Below are 24,067 nucleotides of genomic sequence, written 5' to 3' on the forward strand. Positions count from 1 at the left end.
GCGTCACTTTGTTTGAGTAGCTTATCTATGTTTGGCATATCTATTAAGTAAGTAGAGTTCAATAATATACGTTGTGTCTTACAACTACTTTTGCAAGAGGTCTATTATATTTATATTATCGGGAAGTGAGTATGCGTAATGTTGCAATAGCTCTACATGTCTTTCATAGCTATCCAAAGTTATGACTATCTTTTTACCACTTTTCGAGAGATGATCAATGTCTTCAATGAAATCTCCTTCTAAGTCTGATACATAATAGCAATCAATTGATAGAGCTGTTAAATAAGCATGAATTTGCGTTGTAATTATACTTTTACCATTACCCATATCACTATATAAAATTATGTTTCTGTTATTTTCAATAAATCTTCTGACTCTTTCCAGCTGGCTTCTTATTATTATATAGGGAATCCTCTGTTCGCTTAATACTGCATCAGCAATCGATTCAGTATCAGTTTTACCAAACATTATCATAGATTCTACATCTGAATCTTGTATATCAACTTGATTATAAGAGAGTTCGTACTTTGATAAGGATTGAAGATAGTAATCTGAATCATAGTTTTCTAATATATCTCTATTTTCTTTAATTAGCTTTGCAAAACCTTCAACTCCAATAGGTAGTACATTTCCAAACTTCGATAAAGTAAATATTGTTTTTCGGCTTGATTCCTCTCGAGTGATGAAATAAGTCTTTTCTTTTAACAGGCTATTCTCATATAGAATTTTTTGGATTTCTATATCGTACATTGAATATCCAACAAAAAATATTGCACTACAGCGATCTAAGTCTTTTTTAAAATAATAATGCCAGTCAGATTGAATAAATGATTCAGGAGATATATAAGATGACGTAGATAGTTTGAATGTATTTTCTAGACTATCTAGGTTTAAGCTGTCAATCGAACCATTTAAATGAATACATAGGTTTTCTCTTTTATAATATGAATTAGCTTGAAAGCTAATATCTATACACTCAACCTTTTTTCCAGAATTTTCAGACGCTATTTCTATACTTTTATCGTAATTTGTCGTATAAAACCTTTTCCACTTTGCTTTACATATTGTATTGTGCACATCATCTGTACTAGTGATTGTATATTTCTTTTTCAAGAGATCAATAAGCTCAGATTTATCGTTATTTGCTATAAAATATTCAGTTACAAACCGTAAGTCATCATCTCTAACATCCGAAGGAAAATTACCTAAATCACATATTGCATGGGCTAAACCTTTCGCCTCTGATGTTTCATCTGAGCTTAAATTATGCGTATAGTCAATCAATATTAAAAGTGGTACAAGGCAGACGAGTGCAAGTACTACAGTAGTAGGCTAAACGAGTCTAACGCTGTAACACTTTAATAGTGGTTCGACTATAAGGTTTGAGAAACCAGCACCTGTAAACAATAAAGCTTTCCCTGATGCAATTTTTGCAATTAGATCACTAGTGTCTATATCTTGTTTTTTTAGCGACTGCTTATCGATTTTTATATCCATAACTAACTCTTTATTAAAAAAAATAGACTTTTAGTAATATTACACTGAAGTTTAGAGGTTTTATATTACATTATTATCTTACAAATGTTAACTATTACAAATTTCCCAACCCTCCCTCATATCCACCGCCTTTTCATCAAACACCCTTTTAAACCCTTGCTGAATCAACTCAAACCGTGAAGACTGCGCTTGATTGTCTTGCGTGGGAGCAGGAGCTTCTATCGGGGTGATGGGCTGCCACGGGGCACGCTCATTGGCCTTATCCGCCAACACAAAGCTAAAAAACGGCAGATCACCCGCCATCATCCGTAAGTCATCAACCACCAGCTGTTGTTGCTCGGCAGTGGTGTGTACGCGGTAGCCTGTCCAGCCACCCGAGAACCACTCTAGCCGCTGGGCATAGGGTCGGCTTTGCGCTGGCAAATTGTCCCGCCATTGTGGCGACTGATCATACTGGGTAAGGTAGCGATACTCAGGCAAGCGCGCGTCCAGCACGCTGCCTCTGATTTCAATGATTCGCTGCTGCTTATCTTCGGCAAGAGTGCGCCACATCAGGATGGTCGGTAGCACGGGCATAGTCTTTAGGCGGGCGGGGGTGATATTGGCGGCAGCCAAGGTGCGTTCTGCTTGTGCTTGCGCGTATTGCTTGAGTCCCAGTGACGTAAGCAAATAGCCACTACTGACAATCAGCATCCAAACGGCAAAGCGCTGACAGCGCGCCAGCAGCCCTTTGTGAAAAATACCAAGGCGACGCCCTTTTACCAGACCAACGATCAGCGCGATGAGCAGCGGCAGGGTATAGAGTGGATCAATAATAAAGACGGAGGCAATACTGATTGGGGTCATCTGCAACGGGTCTTGCAGCGGCCAAAATAGCTGCGTGCCGTAGACCGTAAAGCTGTCCAAGATAGGATGGGTGGTCAACACCAACGTCATGGCAAGTGCTAAGCGCCGCGTTGAATAAGGCAACGGCATATTGCGCCAGTGATGATATCGACTGATTAGCCAAGCGCCTGCGATACCTACTGCGCTCAGGACAAATAAAGAATGACTAAAGCTGCGATGGTAGGTCATGTCGCTGATGGGGTCGGGGTAGCTAATCAGGACATCCAAATCAGGCAGCGTGCCCAGTATCGCCCCGTATAGGTAGGCTTTGCGACCCTGATATTTGCCAAGTAATGCCCCTTGGACGCTCGCGCCCAAGACGATTTGACTGAGTGAATCCATAGCGCTCTTATTAAATTAGGGTTTAGGTTAACTACAGTACGTCAAAGTTATGCGCTATTAGCGCCTCTCGCAACATCGCAATATTATAGTACGCGTGCGCTTTCACGGTATTTTGAAAAAAGATATATAGCGTATCGAAATGCTGACGCTGATTGGCAATCGCTTGCGCCCAATTCTGCATCTCCGCCTCGCTATAACGATAATCATGACGATCAGCGGCGCTCATCGCATCCCACCAGTGCAGATTATTACCATGCATCCTTAGGTAGCCGGTGCGCTCGGTGAATATCAATCGTGATGGTGGTAGACCGCTGACTTTAGGATAGTCCACACTGCACCAAATGAGACCTTGCTGTTTAAAGCTATCGACTACTTGCGGGGTGTGCCATGCGTTATGACGAAACTCGATGGCAAGCGGATAGTCCTTAAACCAGCTGACAAGTTCTGCCAAGTACAGACGATGCTCGCGAGTACGGTCAAAGCCATGTGGGAACTGGAGCAGAAGAGGAGCTAGAGCATTTGCTTCGATCAGCGGCGTCAAGGCATTGAGAAAAGATTGTGCGTGCTCCGCTGTGCCCTTACGCGCATGAGTAAAGTCTTGGTGCAGTTTTACTGCAAACTTCAACTCGCTATCGGCTTGCTCATAAGCTTTATTAATCATACCGGTAAAGGCTTTTTGGCCGATAGGCGCATAAAAGGTGCTGTTAATCTCCACCGCGCCATATTGCTTAGCGTATTCACGTAAAAAGTCGGTCTTTTTGGTTCCTTCAGGATACAGCGTACCCAGCAGGTCAGTATCGCTATAGCCGCCTGTGCCTAAATAGATGGTCGGAGTAGAATGATTATTCATATAGTCAGTTCAAAATAAAATTGTTATGAAATTAAGCGCGCTACGTCATTTTTATAGTGAATCGACTACAGTATCCTATTGCTAGCGGCCTTTATTACAGATTCGACTTTACTTTTGTCGCTGCCACAGCCATTCGATAACCGCTAGCACGGCATTGTCGTCACCTAACTCACGAGTGATTGCACCGCGACCTTCTGCAAATAGCGACTGCGCGTAGTCTTTGGCTGCATCCACGCCCATGAGCTTCACGTAGGTTGATTTATCAAGCTTCTCATCGCTGCCAGCCGGTTTGCCCAGATCATCGGTATTTCCTGTCACATCCAAGATATCGTCTTGTACTTGAAAGGCCAGACCAATATGCTGGGCACAGTCCTGCAGTGCCATCCGCTGCGGCGCTGTAGCACCGGCGCATATTCCACCCATCAGCAGCGCCGCTTCTATTAACGCGCCGGTCTTATCTCGGTGGATGGATTCTAAATCCGTTTGCGATATGTCTGTACTCGCCTCGGCATTGAGATCGAGCATTTGCCCTGCCACCATACGCCGCGCTCGCGGTGCAAATACGGCCAAAAGCTTACTGGCTATCACCTCATTAAAAGGCGCAAAGGTGGGTATCTCGGCGCTGAGTGTTTCAAAGGCTAAAGTCTGTAGCACGTCCCCTGCTAGCAAAGCGGTCGCCTCATCAAAGACGATATGAGCGGTGGGCTGGCCACGGCGCAGCTCATCATCATCCATACACGGCAAATCATCGTGTACAAGAGAGTAAGTGTGCAACAGCTCCACCGCTAATGCCGCTCTTCGGCACATATCATAGTGGGCTTCATGGCGCAAAAGAGTCGCCAAGCCAGCTGGTTTATCTGCTATGGCGCTTGTCGTTTCGGCTTGTTCAGTAACTGAGGTCACATCATCAGTACTCGCGATAACACTAGCAAAAGCACTGGCGACTAATAAAGGCCGCACCAGCTTGCCTTCGCCGGTCATCACATAGCGACAAGCATCACCGAGCGGACTTGGCAAATTGGCGTAAGTAAATAGCGCTTCAATATCTGCGGCTAATTGTGTGCGTAACGAGTAAGAGAGCTGCTCAAAGGAGTCAAAAGGAACGAATTGCGAAGTGGAGGGGAGAGACATAAAGCTACCAATGACTAAGTGAAAAGACAAAAGCGAAAATCGCCTTAGTTTAGCATGAGTTTAGCATGATAGTGACAGCGGCTTATATAGCGACTGCGCAAGTATAGTCGCTTAGCCCGTATTGCGCGCGAGTAAGATTGGCTAAGCTTTGGTTACGTATTGATGATTTCATTCAGAGTGCTAATATGTTTTTATAATATAAGCCTTAAAGGCTTAATAACGATGAGTTGTAGAGCCGGCTCTTACAGGGTCTTAGAGGGTGCTGCTATACAAATAAAGCATCTTGCAGAGTAGGTAAATGTCTCTTAAAGCCTTAAGAGTGACTTACGAGTCCGGCTTTAGCTTGTGACAGTCGCGGTTATAATCCCTAAACTGATTGTCGATACAGGCTAAAGGGCACTGATAGCAACATACATTGCAGTACGCTCTAACCGGTCAAATTCAATAGCTGGTCTTTCATCTTATTGATCTTTTATTAATTATTATTTTTTACTACCTATTAGTTCTTACTAATAGCTATCAACGATAACTTTAATTCAAAAATGTAATCATTCAAATAATGAACCTTTTAATAAGCTTTGATTGTATCAATCAGCTTGTATAGCCCTATAAATCTTATAACCCAGCAAGGAGTTTCAAATGGTATATCAAGGAAATCGCATTACCGTGAGCATGCTAGAGGATGGCATTGCTAATATGCATTTTAATGCTGAAGGTGAGAGCGTCAATAAATTTGACATGGAAACCAATAAACAGCTTGGCGAAGCGGTGAGTGCTTTAGAACAAGCCGACGATGTTAAAGGTCTTATCGTCACTTCAGGCAAAGGCGTGTTTATCGCGGGCGCCGACATTACAGAATTTGTCGCTTCATTCCAAAAACCAGAAGATGAAATCAAAGACTGGGGCGTCAAAGTCAATGGTACTTTCAATCGTTTTGAAGACCTGCCTTTCCCGAAAGTTGCGGCTATCAATGGCGCGGCACTTGGCGGCGGCTGTGAGATGACTCTAGTGTGTGAATACCGTGTGATGAGCGAAAAAGCCAGCATCGGTCTGCCAGAGACGCAGCTCGGTATTTTCCCAGGTTTCGGTGGTACGGTGCGTAGTACTCGCGTCATCGGTATTGATAACGCTTTAGAGCTTATCGCGACGGGTAAGCCAAAAAAACCACTTGAGGCGCTAAAGTTAGGCTTAGTGGACGCTACTGTTGCCGCTGATGACTTGCAAGACGCTGCTGTTGATTTAGTCAAAAAATGTATCTCAGGCGAGCTTGATTGGCAAGCCAAACGTGAAGAGAAGCTCAATCCTGTTAAATTAAACCAGCTTGAGCAGGCCATGGCGTTCAATAGCGCCAAAGGCATGATCTTCTCAAAAGCCAATCCTAAGCAGTATCCAGCGCCAGCGCTCGCTATCGAAGCGATCGAAAAGCACGTCAATTTGCCACGTGACAAAGCTATCGAAGTTGAGGCCACTTATTTTGCCAAAGCCGCCAAAACGCCACAAGCTGAGAGCTTAGTCGGTCTGTTCTTAAATGATCAGCTGGTTAAGAAGCTGGCTAAGAAACACAGCAAACAAGCGCATGAAATCAATGAAGCCGCGGTATTAGGTGCAGGCATCATGGGCGGCGGTATCGCGTATCAGGCAGCCAGCAAAGGCTTGCCGATCATCATGAAAGACATCAAATCTGAGCAGTTAGATTTGGGTATGGGTGAAGCGAGTAAACTACTTGGCAAAATGGTCGAACGCAAAAAGATGACCCCAGCGAAAATGGGCGAAACCTTAAGCCGTATCCGTCCTACCTTGAACTATGGCGACTTTAGCGAGACTGATATCGTTATCGAAGCCGTAGTAGAAAATCCAAAAGTGAAGCACGCGGTACTCAAAGAAGTCGAAGGCTTAGTCAAAGAAGACGCGATTTTGGCTTCGAATACTTCAACGATCTCTATTACGCATTTAGCAGAAGTGCTTGAGCGTCCAGAGAACTTCGTTGGTATGCATTTCTTTAACCCAGTACACCGTATGCCGCTAGTTGAAGTGATCCGCGGTGAGAAGTCCTCTGAAGAAGCGATTGCCACCACGGTTGCGCTCGCAACTAAAATGGGTAAAGTGCCCGTTGTCGTCAATGACTGCCCAGGCTTCTTAGTGAACCGTGTCCTATTCCCATACTTTGGTGCTTTTGACTTATTACTTAAGCAAGGCGCGGACTTTACCCATGTCGATAAAGTTATGGAAAAATTCGGCTGGCCTATGGGTCCGGCTTATCTCATCGACGTCGTCGGTTTAGATACGGGCGTACACGGTGCAGAAGTTATGGCACAAGGTTTTCCTGATCGCATGAACCCTGATTATAAAGGCGCTATCCAGCATCTATATGAGAATGAGCGTCTCGGTCAAAAGAACGGCGTTGGCTTCTATAAGTACGAAACTGATAAGCGCGGTAAGCCGAAAAAAGTCGCTGATGAAGCCACTTATAAGCTGTTAGAAGTGACCACCGACAGCGACAAACAAGAGTTTGATGATCAAACGATCATCGACCGTACTATGCTAGCTTTCTGTAATGAGACGGTACGCTGCTTAGAAGATAATATCGTCAGCACCCCTGCTGAGGCCGACATGGCTATGATTATGGGTGTTGGTTTCCCGCCATTCCGCGGTGGTCCGTGCCGTTACATTGATCAATTGGGTCTAGATAACTATTTAGCGCTGTGTGAAAAATATGCACACCTTGGCAAAGCTTATGAAGCGCCGCAAAAGATTCGCGATATGGCAGCGGCTGGTGAGAGATTCTACCCTGTTGCATAACTGAGTCTTAACAACAGATAGACCACAGTGTATAGATAACCTATTAGGATAAGTGCCGTAAGCTTGCTAGCTATTCGAGATTCATAATCTATCAAGCTAAGCATGACGGCGCTGACAACAAATTGAAAAGGAATACAGTATGACAACTTTAAGTCCAACAGACGTAGTCATCGTCGACGGTGTGCGTTCAGCGATGGGAAGAACCAAAAACGGTATGTTCCGTCATGTGCGTGCCGATAGCCTATCAGCTGAGCTGGTGCGCGCTTTAGTTGAGCGTAATGACTTCGATACCAATGATGTCGAAGATATCATTTGGGGTTGTGTTAACCAAACGCTTGAGCAAGGCATGAACATCGGTCGCAATATCGGCCTGCTGGCTGATATCCCTAAGACTACTGGCGGCCAAACCGTCAACCGTCTATGCGGCTCATCGATGCAAGCTTTGCACACCGCAGCAGCGCAAATTATGACCGGCCAAGGTGATACCTTTATCATTGGCGGCGTTGAGCATATGGGTCACGTCGGTATGATGCACGGCATCGATCTAAACCCTGCTGCCTCTAAGCATTATGCCAAAGCCTCTAACATGATGGGTCTGACCGCCGAGATGCTGGGCCGCATGAACAATGTGAGCCGCGAAGAGCAAGATGCATTCGGTCTAGAGTCGCATCGCCGCGCTTGGGCAGCGACTACTGAGGGTCGTTTCGATAATGAGATCATCGGTATCGAAGGCCATGATGAACAAGGTCGCTTGCAGTTATGCACCGTCGATGAAGTGATTCGTCCAGATGCGACGATGGAGCAAATGCAAAAGCTACGTCCTGCATTTGATCCAAAAGGTAGCGTAACAGCGGCCACTTCATCAGCGTTATCTGATGGTGCATCCGCTATGCTAGTGATGAGCGCGCAAAAAGCCAAAGACTTAGGTCTTAAGCCGCGTGCTCGTATTCGTAGCATGGGTATCGCTGGCTGTGACGCTGCTATCATGGGCTATGGTCCTGTACCAGCATCACAAAAAGCACTAAAGCGCGCAGGCCTAAGCCTAGAAGACATACAAACTATCGAGCTGAACGAAGCTTTTGCTGCGCAAAGCTTGGCCGTTATTAAGTCTATGGGTCTAGAAGATAAGCAAGACATCATCAACATCAATGGTGGCGCGATCGCTTTAGGTCATCCACTTGGTTGTTCAGGCGCGCGTATCACCGTGACTTTGCTCAACGCTATGGAGCAGATGGATACTGAGATTGGCCTTGCGACCATGTGTATCGGTCTAGGTCAAGGTATCGCTACCGTTATTGAGCGCGTATAAGAGTACGAACTGACTTTTATTAAGCAATACTCTTAGTGATATAGCAAAGCCCTTAGCGAAATAGCTAAGGGCTTTTTTATGGTTGACTCTTATCTTTCACAAGGAAGAGGGCATATTTGAGCTTATCTCATTGACGCCCTAGCTAAACTATGACTAAATAAGAATAAGAACAATAACGAAAACACCCATGATAAATCTAACATAGCCTTTAATAATAAGGTCAGTCATACAAGGAGTGTACTATGTCTACCATGATTACCGATCGCACTTATCGTATCGCCCGCGAAAATACCCAAGCAATGATTATCGATGTCCAAGAACGCCTGACCCCGCATATCTTAGATCACGATAAGATCACTAAAAAGATAGTGACTTTGATTAAAGGTCTCCAAGCGCTCGATATCCCTATCATGCTCAATGAGCAATATAAAAAAGGACTAGGCGAGACCTTGCCTGAAATCACTGAAGTGCTAGAAGGCAGTAATGCCAAAGGCTTTGAAAAGGTGACTTTTAGCGCTTGTGATACGGATGATTCTTGGCACCATTTGGCGCAGCAAAATCGCAGCATCGTTATCTTATGCGGAGTTGAGACTCATGTTTGCGTCCTACAAACCGCGCTTGATCTACTAGATAACGGTATGCAGCCGGTCATCATTGGCGATGCAGTAGGTTCGCGTTTCCCTTATGATAAAAAACAAGCCATTCGCCGTATCCGCCGCGCAGGTGGGGTCATTACTACGGTTGAGACGATTTTATTTGAGCTATGCCGCAGTAGTAAAGATCCTGCTTTTAAGACCATTAGCAATTTGATTAAGTAATAAGGTCAGGTGTGATGAGGCAGTCGGCTCTATAGTATATCTTTGAAGGATATTGATAAATGCGATGCTGCCGCGTAGCATACAGCAGCATCCCTAAACAGTATCGTGACTATTTCTCAAAACCAACGCTTCAAATCAACGAGTTTTTTATGTCTTTTCATCAATCCGCGACTGCCAGCCATCATTGCTCTATGCCTACTAACCAGATCTCTAATCCACAAAACAACCCTCAGCCCAATGACAGTTATCCTCCAAAGGATATGGAAGATATCACTCATTTTTTGTTAGAGCTTGATGCGCTTAAGCACGTTAACCGCCGTAATTACATTACTCACCATGTTGATACTGATGCCGATGTCGACGAGCTAAGAGTAGAGAATTCTGCTGAGCACTCATGGCACTTAGCGATGGCGTGTTGGTCCATCGCTGAAGCGTTTGAGTTAGAGGTCAACCATGAGCAGTTACTGAAGATGGCGCTCATTCATGATTTGGGCGAGATTGATGCAGGCGATACTTTTTTATATGCTAATACGCGTCAAGATGCACATATTGAAGAGCGCGATGGTATAGCCCGTCTACAAAGTGAGCGCGGCAATGGTATAGCAGATCTAAGCAAAATTTGGGAAGAGCAAGAAACTGGGGATAGCGCGGAGACTCAGCTACTCAAAGTCGTCGATCGCTTATTGCCTTTTTTATTAAATATACAGACCCGAGGCAAGACTTGGAGAGCGCTTGGTATCAGGCGCTCGCAAGTGGCTGCTGCTCATGCTTTTATTAAAGATAGCTTTCCAACTATTCATCAATGGATGAGCGCCCAACTCGATTATGCAACCGAGCAGGGGTGGTTAATTAAAGAGTAGCGCTTGTTTATTAGGCGGTAGCCGTTCCTAATAGCTGGCCCATTTGCACAACTGAATTAGCCTGCATGCTCTCTTGCCAATCCGCCTTTGCCGCTTTTGGCAAGACGACAATCGCGGTTGAGCCAAGATAGAAACGACCAAGCTCATCGCCTTTAGCCAGTTCCATATTATGCTGCTGTTCTTGCATAGTATCGGTACGTGTAATTTTACCAGTAGCGACAGACTCAATACCGGCGACAATCATAGCGCCAACCAGTACTACTGCGGCCTTACCGTACTGAGTATCAAACATACAAACCAGACGCTCGTTGCGCGCAAACAAATCAGGAATATTGGCCGCTGTGACCGTGTTGACCGAAAACAGCGTACCTGGTACGTAGCGCGTAGCCGTTAAAGTACCCGAAAATGGCATGTGTACACGGTGATAGTTACTGGGCGCAAGATAAACCGTTGCAAAGCTACCATCTGCAAAATAATCACCATCAGTGCTATTGGCCAGCAGTTGACCGATATCATAGTCACGGCCTTTGGCTTGCAGGACTTTGTGATCTTTAATTTGCCCAAGCTGTGATATTATCCCATCAGCAGGACTAACGATACCGCCTGCAGTACTATCGATAGCGCGTGCATCGTCTTTTAGCTCGCGGGTAAAAAAGTCATTAAAGCTCTCATAAGCGTTGAGACTATCACGCTCATACTCTTCTAAAGTGATATTGTAAGCCTTGGCAAAGCTACGAATAAAGGCGCGTTTGACTAGCGGATGACGGCTAGCAGCCAAGCGTCCGGCAAGCTCACTTAATTGCTGCTGCGGCACAAACTGTTGCAGGGTGGTAAATAGAGTCATAAAAGCTACCTAACAATAAATTAAAAATAACGGCTAAAAATAATCATGATAATACCCTCATTTTATCATGATCCGCTTTTATCTGTGTGTGCATAAGTTATCTTTGCATAGTCAGCCTAACGTCTATTAATAGCTATAAAGGAGTGGTCAATGAAAGCGCTTATTCAGCGAGTAGGGCAGGCGAGTGTCGAGGTCGATGGTCAAAGCGTTGGCGCAATTGAGCATGGAGTATTGGCTTATATTGGTCTTGGTCCTGATGATGACTTACAGACTGCCAAGCGCATGATCGATAAAATACTGACCTATCGTATCTTTGAAAACGAAAATGATCCTAAAAAGGCGGGCAAGCTTGATCTGAATGTCCAGCAAGTCGGCGGTGGGTTATTATTGGTGTCGCAGTTTACTTTGATGGCGAAAACTGACAAAGGTCGTCGCCCTGATTTTGGCGGCGCGATGAGTTCTGAGGCGGCAGAGTCTTTATTTGCAGAGCTGATCGCTTATGCCAAGACTCAATATCCCAAAGTGGCGACGGGACAGTTTGGCGCAAATATGCAAGTGATGAGTATCAATGACGGACCGCTGAATTTTATAGTAGAGGTGTCCTGATTTAACAGCGCCCTAATCTTTTACTAACAAGGGATAAGGATTGACTGCGCGACCTTGGATATAGATACCATAGTGCACGTGCGGCGGTGTACCTTTAGCATTGCCGCTATCACCCACGTAGCCAATAATATCGCCGACTTCCACCCAGTCATTGACCGCAATGTCGCCGAACTCTTGCAGGTGAGCGTAATAATGTCCTGCGCCGCCTGGACCGATAATCACCACCACATTGCCGCCTAAGTTGTTTTCGCCTACTTTGCTGACGATACCATGGGTCGTGGCTTGCACAGGGGTGTGGCGCTCGGCGAAGATGTCGATGCCTTCGTGCGAGCGCCCAGCACTGCGAGCAGCGCCCCAAGTATCAGCCAAGTGCTGGCCGGGTAGCGGACTTGGTAGGCTATTATCCGTAGGTAACGGCTCTTGTAGCAAAGTCGCCTGCTGCCACTTGCTAACGACAAAGCTTTGCGTCTGTAGACGTAGTGTTGGTAGCACTTTATCTATGACAAACAGCAGCGCAAACCATAAAGCCGCTCTGAATAATAGGCCGACTACACGTCCGATAAACCCAGGCTTCGGCGCTTTTTTATTAGTAGAATTAGGGAGAGGTGGCGGTTTAGTCGATGGCATGACGCGCTCTTGTAATTTGGTTGATAGGTATAATATACCTTTATATCATATTGTTTTTTAAGTGTATGTTTACCTTAGGATTGTTTATCACCCTATTTTATCACCTCAATAGTGACTATATTTTCAGCTGCATTTACAGCGACTACGAACTGACTTAGCTTATGACTGACCCTATGGATGAATTAGCAACCGCCCTTATTATCGATACCGAAACCGATCAAGGCCGTGATCCGCGTCCTATTCAAGTGGCGACTATCAATGTCGCTACCGGTTTTGAGTGGATGAAGTACTTCAATAGCGGCCGCACGATATCGCCGGTAGTCATTAAGGTTCATGGCATTACCGACGCTGATGTCGCAGGGTGTGAGCGGTTTGAATCTGATAAGTTTGAGCTGCCAGAGTATCTGATAGGACATAACGTACGCTTTGATTGGCGCGTCATAGGTAGACCCTCTGCCAAGCTTATTTGTACAGTCAGACTGGCGCGCGTCGCCTTTCCAGAATGGCGCTACTATGGTCAGTCAAAGTGTATCGAACAGCTACTAGGCAAAGCCGAGGCGAGCCAAATGACCATCAAAGCCCACGACGCTTTGGGCGATGCACGGATGTGTTATTTGCTTTATAAAGCCTGCTGCGCGCGCCTGGAGATTGAGCCAACCGACTTTGCCGCCGCGCATAAGATATCTAATACCGCAAGCCCTGTAAGTAGGATGCCTTTTGGTAAGCACAAAGGCAAGCTGATTAAAGATGTGCCTATCCATTATGTAAAATGGATGCTAGGGAACATCCACAATATGCAGCCGACGCTGTATTCGGCGCTAACAAAGCGGGTAGAGGCAGAAAAAGTAAAAGAATCACCAGACTGCTAAGTGCTCACTTTCACTTGCCATCGTTTTAATATGATCTCAGTCGTTTAACTATGAGTTTTTAACCAATCTACTGCCATCTGCCACAGCTGCGGCACTTTGCTATAAGTTTTACGACTAAAATAGCGCATGTGCCCGATGTGACTGACGCCCAAATCTTTAGGATTTAGATAGTGTTTTTCTACTGACATGTTAGGGAATACTCTAATCATATCGTCCATATTCTCGCTATTGGCAATGTCATCATCACTAAAGCCGAGCCATAATGAGGGCATAGTCAGCTCATCATAGTAGTGATTGTGAATGGTTTTACCTAGCGCGGTTTTGATATAGCCTGCGCCATTACACCACTCGCGCCACTGACGGGCGACTCCGCGTGGTAGTGGCTCGCCCATGCCGATTTTGTCAGCAGGCGTATAGCCTAAGACTAAATTAGTGAGTGGAATAAAGGCGTCCATAAAACCCATGGCTTTGAGCTTATAAGGCATCTCTAAGTTTTTGATACGTCCTGAGGAGCACGCGACATTAAAGATTGAGCTCAGAGCAGCATAGTTCGGCATTAGCCCAATAAGTTGACCACCAGCACTGTGGCCGATGAGATGGTAGCTGGCCTCAGGGAACTCGTACTGCAAAGCATCAAGCACCGCTGGCATATCATGGCGACCCCAGCTAATAAGAGAAGCATCAGACTTGGCTAGAGTCGTTGATAAAGACTGGCCGATACCTTCATTGTCATAGGTGATAACCCCAAAACCTTGCTCCGCCAAAAAAGTAGCAAAGCTATGATAAAACTGACGTTTGATACCTGTCGCCGGCGCTATCATGACAGCTGTTTTTATCTTTGACGCTGTACTGGTTTGCGGATGGTAAACAGTCGCTGCTAACGGCTGGTTGCGCTCAGTCATAATAGTTAAGGGATAGCTATCGATAGCGCTATTGTCAGTATTCTTTTTATAATGACCGACAGTATCGGCAGCTAAAAGAGTGGTAGTAGGCGTTACAAGAGCATCGTTATCAAGCATAATTATATCCTAAAAGCTTAAAGTGTCGTTATTGGGTAGTCAGAAGTCGCGAATGTCATTAGATGATAAAGCTTATGATAAGATACATAGTAAACCAAGCGAATTAGACAGTAAAATATAATATAGCTGAAATAAAGGCAGCATGACCGATACGCCAGTAGTGCTCATGCAGTATGAATAAACATTAGCCCAAAAATAACAGTTAAATAAATATAGGACATATTATGATGCAAATGAAGATCAACAATGAAAATTATGAAGTCATTACCAGCAATGATATCTCAAACATAGAGCAGGCCGTCGATAAATCTAGCTTAAGTATGCCTCTAGTGGCGGTCTACTGCGGTTCGCGCTCGGGTAATAGCGAGATATACGAGCAGGCGGCGCGTGAGCTTGGCAGTGCTTTAGCCCGTAACGGCCTAGGTTTAGTCTATGGCGGCGCTAGCATCGGGCTGATGGGCGCAGTCGCGGATGAAGTTATCAAAGGCGACGCGCAAGCGGTTGGAGTGATTCCAACCTTTATGCTCAAGCACGAAATCGCTCATCAAGGTCTCACTCGCCTGCATCTAACCGATACTATGCACACGCGCAAGACGGTGATGGCCGAATATGCTGATGCCTTTATTACTTTGCCTGGCGGCCTTGGTACGCTTGAGGAGATTATGGAGATTGCCACATGGCGTCAGCTCTATCAGCACGAAAAACCAATGATTATTCTTAATATAAATGGTTTTTATGATCGTATGCTTGAGCATCTTAAGTTCACCACTGAGCAGGGTTTTATGAAGCAGCAAGATCTAGAGCGCTTAGTCGTCTGTAACACTATTGGGGAGGCAATTGAGCTGCTACAAACCATCGTCACTATCGACGATGAGGTCGATACCAAAAAGATGGTTGGCAATTAAACTAAGTGGCTACTCAGCTCTTAAATCCAGTTCTCAGATCCAGTTTTTAAATCTAACCCTTTAACCTAGTTATCTTAATAAAAAAGCGACCATTACAACGAGTAACGGTCGCTTTTTTATAGTCAGTCTTATCGATATGGTTATTAGATAAGAGTATGAAAACAATAAACCTAAACCTCAGCGGTCGTCAGACTATCTAAGGCCAACTCGCTAATTCCGTGGTTGACGCCTGCCATCGCTAAAGGAAAACCGCGCTGTTGAGCGAGCTTTTGGGCCATTTCGTGGACATCTGCGCTATCGTTGCGCGCTAAATAAGCCCAGTCATGAGTATAGCGAGCAGTGTTAGCGGCTAAGTCTTTATCTAACACTCCGATCTCTAATAACTGAGCGACGATTTCGTCAGCGGCGAGTAAAGTCGAGGAGGCTTTGACATTTTCAGCGCGCGCATAGTGTAAGTGCTTATAGAGGCTGACATCCGCTACGCGCAAGGTATCATCTTTACCGGGTATTTGCTGTCCACCGTACAGAGCATTGCCTACCGTACGCGCACTATTAAAGGTCGGTACAAACTCAGCCACATACTCAATTGCTTGCTGACTACGAGCTTGCAGGGGCGCTTTGTCCCAGCCATCTTCGATGTAATGCAGATATTGGGAAGGCAGTTTTGGCTGCGCACTGTTTTCACTAGAAGCCACTAAGCCATCATCGAACAATGTAATCGCTTTACTCATACCATGAATCTGAAAATAGCCGCCGGGGTAAGGCGTCAGTTGTGCCATTCCTTCTGGCGTGCCGCGTGCACCATATACGATAATCTCAGGGATCTGTCCGCCCGCATCTTCCCAATGAGTAATATAAGAGGATTTGAACTCGACCATACGCTCTACATCTACCCCGACCATATCGTCGATAATACCGGTGCGAAAGCCGCAGGCATTGATTAGATAATCGACTTCGATGGACTCAATAGCATTTGCATTCTTGCTATCTACTAAACTCATCTTAGACTTATCATCATTATCAAACGGTTTGGCGCGATGTTTTACGGGCTCATTATTGTGCTGATAGTCAATTCGCCATTTGCTGACATGATGATTGGCATTATTACAGTCACTGCATTCAACGGCGTGCACTTGTGCAACTTGGGTATTGGTAAAGACATGGGCATTGTCATAACCTTCGAGAGCCAGCTGCGCTGAAGCGGCAAGGCGAAAGATATTCCAGCCATATTCTTGTACGACAATCAGTGGGTATTTGACTTTATTGAGGTCTAAATGTTTAGCCGCTGGAATGACCCATTCATCGAGAGTCTTCGGTACTGCGACTTGCTCACGTTCAGACAGCTCGATTAAGCGCTCATGGCTATAGAGCTGATAGTAATCTTCAGGCTCGCCAAGCACCTTATTGTTAGGGTCTTGAGCAATCAAGTCGCGATAAGCTTGGGTCAAAATATCAAGACGCGGCAATAAATCCTCAGGCAAGCCTTCATCTCGTGTCGGTATCGCAAACACCGTAGGACGGACATCGATAGTGTAGGGATACAAGCGCAGGATATCGATACACTGCTTGAGTAGCGCCACGCAGTCCTCATCAGGAATCTCGCGGTATAAGTTGCCACCTGCATGTAGATGACACATAGGCGGACCATCGATTAAAGAGGTCTTTTTTTCAAACAAATAGGTCTCAAGACCTAAAGCGGCAAGGCGAATCGCAATAGTAGCGCCGGCCGTACCGCCGCCTAAGATACCAACGCGTTTAGATGCCGTTTTTTCACCCATCAGCGGCTGGCTCGCAAAAGGGCTAGTAAGGGGGTCAGGCGGTGTGCTTACTTTTTTGTCATGGGATTGAGTCATTATTCTGCTCTTATTATTTTAGCGTCGTCAACGGCTACGGAGTATTGATATTTGCTGACTAGAGTTGGAGAAATAACGGTAGCTCATTACTTGTGAGTACTCAGTGTTTTAAGCTCATAGACGCTATGGGTTTAAAGCTATGGGTTCAAAATAGTCATATATAAAAGATATGCGTGCGCAATAGGCTAAGTTCAATGGAGAACAACAACTCTATGCGTCATTAATTACTTAAAGGTAATAACAAAAATTATGAAGCTGCACTTATCATGTAGGATTATATTTTATAAAAAACTAAAGAAAGTATCAGAGTAAATACGTAAGTATATGCATTAGTTTTGTCAGTAAAAATAGAAGAAGCAGGAAGATAACAGTACTTAATATGAGGGTCATTATAATCCTCAAGCTTTTACTATGCCGCTAATATTTATGTCGCTTTTATTTATATCGCAAATACTTATGCCTTTAATGATGAGCTGGCATGGACGTTAAGCACAGCTCACGAGACACCACTTGCATCAAAATCCAAAAACCGTTAAAATCGCGGTTCAATTTTCCCGCTGGGGAAAGGCTAAGAGAGCAAAAGTGTGGTGTTGGATGCTGGAATAAGCCAGTGATGCAATGGCTAGACTTACAGATGTGCTTAGTGCCTCAGTTACGTATGCTTAAAGCTTCAATAAGCAGGCATACATCGGACTTAAGAGAGTTTATTATGCGTAAAGATATTCACCCAGATTACCAAGAAGTTCTATTCCACGACACTAACGCTGACGTGTATTTTTTAACTCGTTCAACAGCAAAAACTAAAGCGACACGCGAGTATGAAGGCAAAGAGTATCCTTACTATCCGTTAGATATCTCAAGTGCTTCACATCCATTCTACACCGGCGAGCAGCGTAAGAGCTCTACCGAAGGCCGTGTGGCAAGCTTCAACAAACGCTTTGGCGCGTTTGGTGGTCGTAGCAAAAAAGCAAAAGCTGAATAATTGGCTTTTACTGAACGAAAAGCTAAAGCTTAAGTTCAAGCATCATTCAAAAAAACCGCTGAACAGTCAGCGGTTTTTTTATGCAAAAATAATAGTTTTTATCTGTTATGCGGTGCTAGAACGGGTAGCCGAGGGGTCAAACAGTTCCGCTATAAGCTCGGCTAACTGCTGCGCCCAATAGCCATACATCAGGCTGCTCGGATGAAAACCATCATCAGCAAACATGACTGAGATATCAATAGGCGCACCATTTGCATGCTCATCTATCATCCGCGCAAAATCAGTCGCCATGTACGTCACGCCATCGTGAGCATGACAGACTTGCTGCAATATGTCATCGAGCTTTGCTGCTTTACTCCCTACAAAATGACTCAAAGGCGCAGGCAATGCTGGCATTTGCTCCATTTGCGGCAATCTGGCAAAGATCAGCTGCCGCACGGCAAATTTGCGCTGAGCAATAGCAATAATAGCTTCGAGCCGCTGCTGCCACTCAGCCGCTGCGACCTTGGATGTCGTATCATTAACTCCAACACTGATGACCATGACATCAAGTGGCTGACTGGGTTTAGGGATGACATATAAGCGGCGCAAAATATCAAAGCTCGTGTGTCCCGTTGTCGCCTGTACTGACCAGCTCAGTGTAGCAAACTGCTGGCCAAAGCCTTGATTACCCAACGCTTGTTGCTGTAGAGCAGGTATCAGTTGACCTGCTAGCGCATCTTGTTGGGTTTGGCTGCCCACTCCAGCTGCCGCCGAATCACCGACCACCATAACGCTTAAGGTATGGTCATTGTCGTTTGTTATTTGCTGGACGGCGTCAGTAAGCTTAACTCGTCCATGACGTTCGCCCTCAGGCTCAGGCAAGCGCACCGTGTCGCGTTTGACCTTGTAGCCTTGATATAGATAGATTGGCGCTAGCAGCATCTCTTTTGCCGCGCCAGCTATTTTAGTCGTCGCTACCATCCTGTACGCTCCCGAATCGTAGTTAAAGTATCATCGATAAGTAGTTTGCCATCGACATAGACATCGCGTAGTAAGCTTTGAGCGCTATTATCAAGGTTATCAAGCTCATCTACTGTAATGGTTTTTAGCTGAGCGCTGCTATCTTTTATCAAGGCCAGTCGGCCTTTTTTTGAGCGCTTTGAGTGACTGGTGACAGGGTCTTTGTAGATATCTATCCATTTGCCATCGATACAGATAGCGCTGGCTTTCATCGCCCAGCTCATCGTGTCGCGGTTGACTTGTTGTAGCAGACCGCCACCCATACCAAAGGTAATATTCTCCGCGCTAAAACCGGCATCCATCACCGCATTGATGATTTTGCCTAAACTTTGCGCGTTGATACCATCGCCTTGAATAATGCGAACGTAATCTGGCAACACTTTATAGCCTTTGCTATTGATAGTGGTGCCAAATTTTACCGCTAAGCGCTCTAACGCTTCACGGACAACCTTAGTCGGCTCACCGCTATCAGGACGAATGACTAAAGTACCGCCCATGTTTTCAACCGCTTCTTTTAGCTCATCGCCCCAGATGTTGTCGATAGCGTTCCATAAGTCGTAACTGTCAGAGACCACCGAAAAAGCTTTGTCTGGACCGCCGAATTGTTCAATCATATTGGCAAAAGCAGCGGTCTCGCCATCGCGGCCCCAAGCAGTCATGGTACTGTGCTCAGCAGCAGGAATGGAGAAAGCGGCCATCTGTTTATCCATACCATACCAGCGACTAGCTGCGACCAAAGCGGTCATCGAGTCAGTACCTGAAAAGTTCACTAAGTTCGCCAAACTACCCAGCGCTACCGACTCAAAACTCGACGCCCCGCGAGCGCCAAAATCATGTAAGCGAAAGGGTAGTGAGTCCGTAGTATCGGCAGACTTCTCAAGCGCCTTATGGATAATAGTCCTACAGTAGTAAGAAACGCTTGCCACCGTCGAGGGATACCAAATCGCGCGTAGCAGCGCAGTTTCGATATAGCTTGGCAGCCAATAAAACTCAGGATCGGTGTTGACGATCTGACAGACGACATTAGAGACAGGGACAATACTGCCTTCAGGTACCGCTTCGATACGTAGTGGCAGATAGCCGCCGTGTTTTTCTAGCAAGCGCTCCCAGCCTATACGATTAAAGGTCAAGCCGTGCGCTGTTATCACCAGCTCAGCTTCATCGATATCTTGCTGAGTGATTGGGCGACTTAGATACTCCTTAATAAAGGCTTGTAGACCGAAAAAGACCACATCGTAGTCGCCTTTTCGTGCTTCGACATAGCTTGACATATACTCGCTTCCGGGTGGATATTGCACCCAGTGCGAGGTTTTGTAACTATCAGAATTTAAAATTAAATTGTTGAAATTACTCGTGTACATCACAGAACTCCTCTGCTTTTTGATGTCGCTGTTTGCTTTGTAAACAAGTTACGACGGAATAAGCCTTTGCCGTCTATCGGCTTAGGCATTGAAAATTTTTTATGGAGACGCCTCAATGATTCACTAAAGCCCGACCATCTTAGTAATAATCGCATAATGATCTTCAAACATCATTTTGGCATCAAGCTCAGCTAGTGGTAGCCAAAAAGCATGAGCCGCATCATCTCCGCCTTTCACTTTTGGCAGACCTTTGGCGTCGTTTTTTAATTGTAAATAAAAGGCTTGGGTCAAGGTACGACCACGGGCAGAGCGGTACGGATCATCGAAGGTATGCTGACTATGAAATGAGCCGCGCAGTACTGGCTCTGGGACTTTAAGGCGCGTCTCCTCGCGCAGCTCGCGAATACAAGCATCAAATAAGGTTTCTTTCGGATTGAGAAACCCGCCCGGCAGTGCCCAAAGTCCGCGCCCTGGCATACTACGGCGCTCAACGAGTAAGATATGCCCTGATTGCACCACCAGTGCATCAGCGGTCATAAAGGTCGGCGGGTAGGGGGCAGATTCCCATTGTTTTTTATATTTATCAATGAACCCAGCCTCTTCATGCAAGCGCTGATACTCAGCCGTTTTATTGAATTCTTTTAGCACATCACGTGTGGACTCAGGAGTACGCTCAGGAGTTGGCATCGCACCCATCAGATAGCTATCACGAATAGGCGTCGCTGATAGGTTTTGATAATTAGGCACTGAGACTGACGCCCAGTTAGGGAATAAGGATAAGTAATAAGAAGAGCTGTCTTTTGAGTGACCAATAAGGCCGATATCTGCTTGTAAGTCGCCCGTTACCGATTTGACGCTTGCCTGTACATATTTGAGCCAGCGCGTGTCATTGTAAAGCGCATCATCGAGCGCCACGCAGTGAATACGCGCCGCATCTTCATCGCTATACGCGCCCTTAATCATCGCGGTACGCTCATCTACCGAAAACGGATTACGTAGGCTGCGTGGCAAGTTAGCAGAACCTATTAGCATAATGACATTATCTGCCCGCTGTAGCGCTTCATCAATGACCGCTTTATGTCCGCAATGAAAAGGCTGGAAGCGTCCGATAAAAACTAGATATTTATAGTGCTTATTATGGTTAGTATTGGCTGCTGCGGATACGTTCATAAACCTTTTTCCCTACGACAAGCTTATTAGTTATTACTCAAAAAATGCTCAATGACGCTAATACTGACACAAGCGCTTAGCGGCTGACAAGTGTAAAGATGTTTTGTGCCACTGACCGTCATAAACAATGGAAATTAGTGGCTATATTTTTCGATCCAAGACGCTACTGTTGGCCAGATCTCCGCTGCAGCGTTACGGCTCATCAGTATCCGCGTATGATCGTAGTCCTCTAAATGCCCGCTGGATTTGGCGTACTCTATAAAGACATTATCAGTATTGGCAAATTTATCAAAAAACAGCTGACAGCCCTGAGTTGGGGAGATAAACCGATCGCCTTTACCGCTGATCGCATAGATAGGCGTCGTAATGTTTGCCATGCCTTGGCGATAATCAAAACGCTCATTTACAGGCTTAAGCTGTTTATCGATGTCTTTATTTTTTATAAAGCTACTTTTAAAATTTTTTTGTAGGTTCCAGTCATACCACTGGGTCATCGTATAGTAGCTTTCGTTAAAAGGACCGAGACCGAGCTTTTTGGCAGGGATATAGCCAAGCACTTTAGTGAAGGCTTTTGCTGCAAGGATTTTGGTATAACTGCTAGGGTTTAGGACAGCGCCAAAGGCTTGACAAGCAAAGGTGCTGATACTATTAATCCGTGTGATGTAGCTGGGATTTTGTACTAAAAACATGGCCAGTCCCACACCGCCGCCACTATGGGTGACGCAGTGCAGGTTAGTGAGTTTGCGCTCATCGAATAAATAGCGAAAAGCCGCCTCATAATCATAAGTGGCTACAGTTTCGAAGTTAAATTTATCTTTGGGTTTGCTGCTATGACCATGACCGCGCCACTCCATAATGTAGCAAGTATGTCCAAGACCTGCGAGATAGCTTGCGATACCTAGACAGACTTTTTTGTCAGAGAAGGTGCCATGAGTCAAAAAAATATTTTGTCTCGTTATTGCTGCGCCTGCCTGTTTATGGGTAGTTTCATCAACAACCTCCCAAACGGCGATCTGTTCGCCATCTTTGCTGGTGACTAAGGTTAAGTCTTCATAGATCATAAATTACTGGCTTGTAAAGAGAGGGAGAAGGCATACACTCAGTGGTTATTAGCTTAATACAGATAATAAGCCGCTTAAATAACGAGTCATCATATCTTATAACGTTAGTCGCTTGATAATCCACATTAGCGCCTTAATATAGAGAAAGTAACGATGACGATCAAATCAAGTCCAAATCACAGTAGCAAGGTCGGAATTGACGTCTATTTAAGTTATAATAGCGTTTAAAGGCTTTATTCAGCAAAAAAATAGTTCGCAAAAATGCTACGGATTAAAATCATAATATACCCTGATATTTTTGCGATAAGTTAATTTTGACCCTAATCGTTTAATGTTTTTACAATTAAAACCGTTTTAATGATAAGTATGCAAACTGACGACATTAAGGTGCCCAATCAGGCATCGGTGTCTTAACGTACAGGAAATACTATGAGTAATCAAAACCCAACCGCAAGTGCCCCTACCAGTAATGAGGTAAACAGCAATGAAGCAGAGTTTGAGTCTGCACTTGATACCGAGCAAGCTGAAGCTAAAAGTAATATTACTATTACCGAGTCGGCGCAAGGGTATCTAGCTGAGTTATTATCTAAGCAGGATACCGACGGTATCGGTGTGCGTATCTTCGTGGAGCATCCAGGCACGCCGCGTGCTGAGTGCTGTATGGCTTACAACCAGCCCGGCGAAGAAGATAGCGCCGATCTAAAGCTCAGCTATGGTAATTTTGCAGCCTTTATCGATGCCGCCTCAGTGCCTTACTTAGAAGATGCGGTGATTGACTATAATAAGGATCGCTTTGGTGGGCAGCTGACTTTCCGTGCGCCGAACTCGAAAGTGCCAAAAGTAGGCGCGGATGCTAGTATTGAAGAGCGTATCAACTATGTGCTGCAATCAGAGATTAACCCAAGTCTTGCCGCGCATGGTGGTATGGTTGATCTTATAGAGCTGATTGAGGAAGAGGGCGTTGGCTTGACTGCAGTACTCAAGTTTGGCGGTGGTTGTCAGGGCTGCTCAGCAGTTGATATGACTTTACGTCAGGGCGTTGAAGTACAGCTCAAGCAACAGATTCCAGAGCTGACACAGGTAGTGGATGAGACCGATCATACTCGTACTGAAAATGCTTATTATAAATAAGGTCTTAGAAATGATGAGATCAGATTAAGTGATTACTTATGAAATATATTCATTAAGTAATGAAAAAATCGCTATTCTTTTCATAAGGAAGCTGGGTTATGATTAACTCAGCTTTTTTTATGCCTAACCTTTGGATATCACTAAAT

General features: G+C 45.2%; 21 protein-coding genes. 9 read left to right on the forward strand and 12 right to left on the reverse strand.

What is annotated here, in order from left to right:
* Positions 1-84 precede the first annotated feature (84 nt).
* The 4 genes from I3248_RS08070 to I3248_RS08085 all read right to left on the reverse strand — a co-directional run bounded on the left by I3248_RS08070 (position 85) and on the right by I3248_RS08085 (position 4,705).
* On the reverse strand, positions 85-1,284 hold the full coding sequence (locus tag I3248_RS08070) for an SIR2 family protein (protein ID WP_238063242.1): 1,200 nt from the start codon (positions 1,282-1,284) through the stop codon (positions 85-87).
* Between the two features lie 300 nt (positions 1,285-1,584).
* Positions 1,585-2,724: a metal-dependent hydrolase gene (locus tag I3248_RS08075; protein WP_238063243.1), complete on the reverse strand. Its 1,140-nt coding sequence runs from the start codon at positions 2,722-2,724 to the stop codon at positions 1,585-1,587.
* Between the two features lie 31 nt (positions 2,725-2,755).
* Complete coding sequence (locus I3248_RS08080; protein WP_238063244.1) at positions 2,756-3,574, reverse strand: DUF72 domain-containing protein; 819 nt, start codon at positions 3,572-3,574, stop codon at positions 2,756-2,758.
* A 108-nt stretch (positions 3,575-3,682) separates the two neighbouring features.
* Positions 3,683-4,705 (reverse strand): polyprenyl synthetase family protein, encoded by a 1,023-nt coding sequence (locus tag I3248_RS08085; RefSeq protein ID WP_238063262.1) that lies wholly within the window; start codon positions 4,703-4,705, stop codon positions 3,683-3,685.
* Between the two features lie 639 nt (positions 4,706-5,344).
* Between I3248_RS08085 and fadB the strand changes: the two genes are divergently transcribed.
* The 4 genes from fadB to I3248_RS08105 all read left to right on the forward strand — a co-directional run bounded on the left by fadB (position 5,345) and on the right by I3248_RS08105 (position 10,491).
* On the forward strand, positions 5,345-7,504 hold the full coding sequence (fadB, locus tag I3248_RS08090; RefSeq protein WP_238063245.1) for a fatty acid oxidation complex subunit alpha FadB: 2,160 nt from the start codon (positions 5,345-5,347) through the stop codon (positions 7,502-7,504).
* 139 nt (positions 7,505-7,643) lie between these two features.
* Positions 7,644-8,813, forward strand: a complete 1,170-nt coding sequence (gene fadA / locus I3248_RS08095) for an acetyl-CoA C-acyltransferase FadA (RefSeq protein WP_201559019.1) — start codon at positions 7,644-7,646, stop codon at positions 8,811-8,813.
* Positions 8,814-9,055: 242 nt separating this feature from the next.
* Positions 9,056-9,631 (forward strand): isochorismatase family protein, encoded by a 576-nt coding sequence (locus I3248_RS08100; protein ID WP_025646296.1) that lies wholly within the window; start codon positions 9,056-9,058, stop codon positions 9,629-9,631.
* Positions 9,632-9,780: 149 nt separating this feature from the next.
* A complete protein-coding gene (locus I3248_RS08105; RefSeq protein ID WP_238063246.1) occupies positions 9,781-10,491 on the forward strand; it encodes an HD domain-containing protein in 711 nt (236 codons plus the stop codon).
* A 10-nt stretch (positions 10,492-10,501) separates the two neighbouring features.
* Here I3248_RS08105 and asd read toward each other — a convergent pair whose 3' ends face one another.
* Entirely contained in the window at positions 10,502-11,335 is an 834-nt protein-coding gene (asd, locus tag I3248_RS08110; RefSeq protein WP_238063247.1) for an archaetidylserine decarboxylase, read from the reverse strand.
* 150 nt (positions 11,336-11,485) lie between these two features.
* On the opposite strand from asd, the gene dtd reads away from it, so the two are divergent.
* Positions 11,486-11,941, forward strand: coding sequence for a D-aminoacyl-tRNA deacylase (dtd, locus tag I3248_RS08115; protein WP_238063248.1), 456 nt, complete (start codon positions 11,486-11,488; stop codon positions 11,939-11,941).
* Between the two features lie 12 nt (positions 11,942-11,953).
* On the opposite strand, the gene I3248_RS08120 is transcribed toward dtd, so the two are convergent.
* Positions 11,954-12,568 carry a M23 family metallopeptidase gene (locus I3248_RS08120; protein WP_238063249.1) on the reverse strand — a complete coding sequence of 205 codons (615 nt, stop codon included), beginning with the start codon at positions 12,566-12,568 and terminating at the stop codon, positions 11,954-11,956.
* A gap of 161 nt (positions 12,569-12,729) precedes the next feature.
* Here I3248_RS08120 and I3248_RS08125 point away from each other — a divergent pair, with 161 nt between their 5' ends.
* The gene (locus I3248_RS08125; RefSeq protein WP_201559024.1) at positions 12,730-13,437 is read left to right on the forward strand and encodes a DUF3820 family protein; all 708 of its coding nucleotides are present in this window, start codon (positions 12,730-12,732) and stop codon (positions 13,435-13,437) included.
* A gap of 44 nt (positions 13,438-13,481) precedes the next feature.
* Here the strand turns inward: I3248_RS08125 and I3248_RS08130 are convergent, their stop codons facing one another.
* Positions 13,482-14,456, reverse strand: coding sequence for an alpha/beta fold hydrolase (locus I3248_RS08130; protein WP_238063250.1), 975 nt, complete (start codon positions 14,454-14,456; stop codon positions 13,482-13,484).
* Between the two features lie 227 nt (positions 14,457-14,683).
* Between I3248_RS08130 and I3248_RS08135 the strand changes: the two genes are divergently transcribed.
* On the forward strand, positions 14,684-15,361 hold the full coding sequence (locus I3248_RS08135; RefSeq protein WP_201602210.1) for a TIGR00730 family Rossman fold protein: 678 nt from the start codon (positions 14,684-14,686) through the stop codon (positions 15,359-15,361).
* Positions 15,362-15,531: 170 nt separating this feature from the next.
* Here I3248_RS08135 and I3248_RS08140 read toward each other — a convergent pair whose 3' ends face one another.
* Positions 15,532-17,139, reverse strand: coding sequence for an FAD-dependent oxidoreductase (locus I3248_RS08140; protein WP_238063263.1), 1,608 nt, complete (start codon positions 17,137-17,139; stop codon positions 15,532-15,534).
* 784 nt (positions 17,140-17,923) lie between these two features.
* Between I3248_RS08140 and I3248_RS08145 the strand changes: the two genes are divergently transcribed.
* Complete coding sequence (locus tag I3248_RS08145) at positions 17,924-18,196, forward strand: type B 50S ribosomal protein L31 (RefSeq protein ID WP_201601939.1); 273 nt, start codon at positions 17,924-17,926, stop codon at positions 18,194-18,196.
* A gap of 105 nt (positions 18,197-18,301) precedes the next feature.
* Here I3248_RS08145 and I3248_RS08150 read toward each other — a convergent pair whose 3' ends face one another.
* The 4 genes from I3248_RS08150 to I3248_RS08165 all read right to left on the reverse strand — a co-directional run bounded on the left by I3248_RS08150 (position 18,302) and on the right by I3248_RS08165 (position 22,790).
* Positions 18,302-19,159 (reverse strand): SGNH/GDSL hydrolase family protein, encoded by an 858-nt coding sequence (locus tag I3248_RS08150; protein WP_238063251.1) that lies wholly within the window; start codon positions 19,157-19,159, stop codon positions 18,302-18,304.
* Complete coding sequence (locus I3248_RS08155; protein WP_238063252.1) at positions 19,153-20,559, reverse strand: nicotinate phosphoribosyltransferase; 1,407 nt, start codon at positions 20,557-20,559, stop codon at positions 19,153-19,155. The genes I3248_RS08150 and I3248_RS08155 overlap by 7 nt, the downstream gene beginning before the upstream one ends.
* A gap of 123 nt (positions 20,560-20,682) precedes the next feature.
* Complete coding sequence (locus I3248_RS08160; protein ID WP_025646320.1) at positions 20,683-21,729, reverse strand: bifunctional nicotinamide-nucleotide adenylyltransferase/Nudix hydroxylase; 1,047 nt, start codon at positions 21,727-21,729, stop codon at positions 20,683-20,685.
* 134 nt (positions 21,730-21,863) lie between these two features.
* Positions 21,864-22,790: an alpha/beta fold hydrolase gene (locus I3248_RS08165; protein ID WP_238063253.1), complete on the reverse strand. Its 927-nt coding sequence runs from the start codon at positions 22,788-22,790 to the stop codon at positions 21,864-21,866.
* A 429-nt stretch (positions 22,791-23,219) separates the two neighbouring features.
* Between I3248_RS08165 and nfuA the strand changes: the two genes are divergently transcribed.
* Complete coding sequence (nfuA, locus tag I3248_RS08170; RefSeq protein ID WP_227675497.1) at positions 23,220-23,921, forward strand: Fe-S biogenesis protein NfuA; 702 nt, start codon at positions 23,220-23,222, stop codon at positions 23,919-23,921.
* Positions 23,922-24,067: the final 146 nt, after the last annotated feature.

It is taken from the genome of Psychrobacter sp. Ps3, assembly GCF_022129275.1.
Taxonomy (GTDB): Bacteria; Pseudomonadota; Gammaproteobacteria; order Pseudomonadales; family Moraxellaceae; genus Psychrobacter; species Psychrobacter submarinus.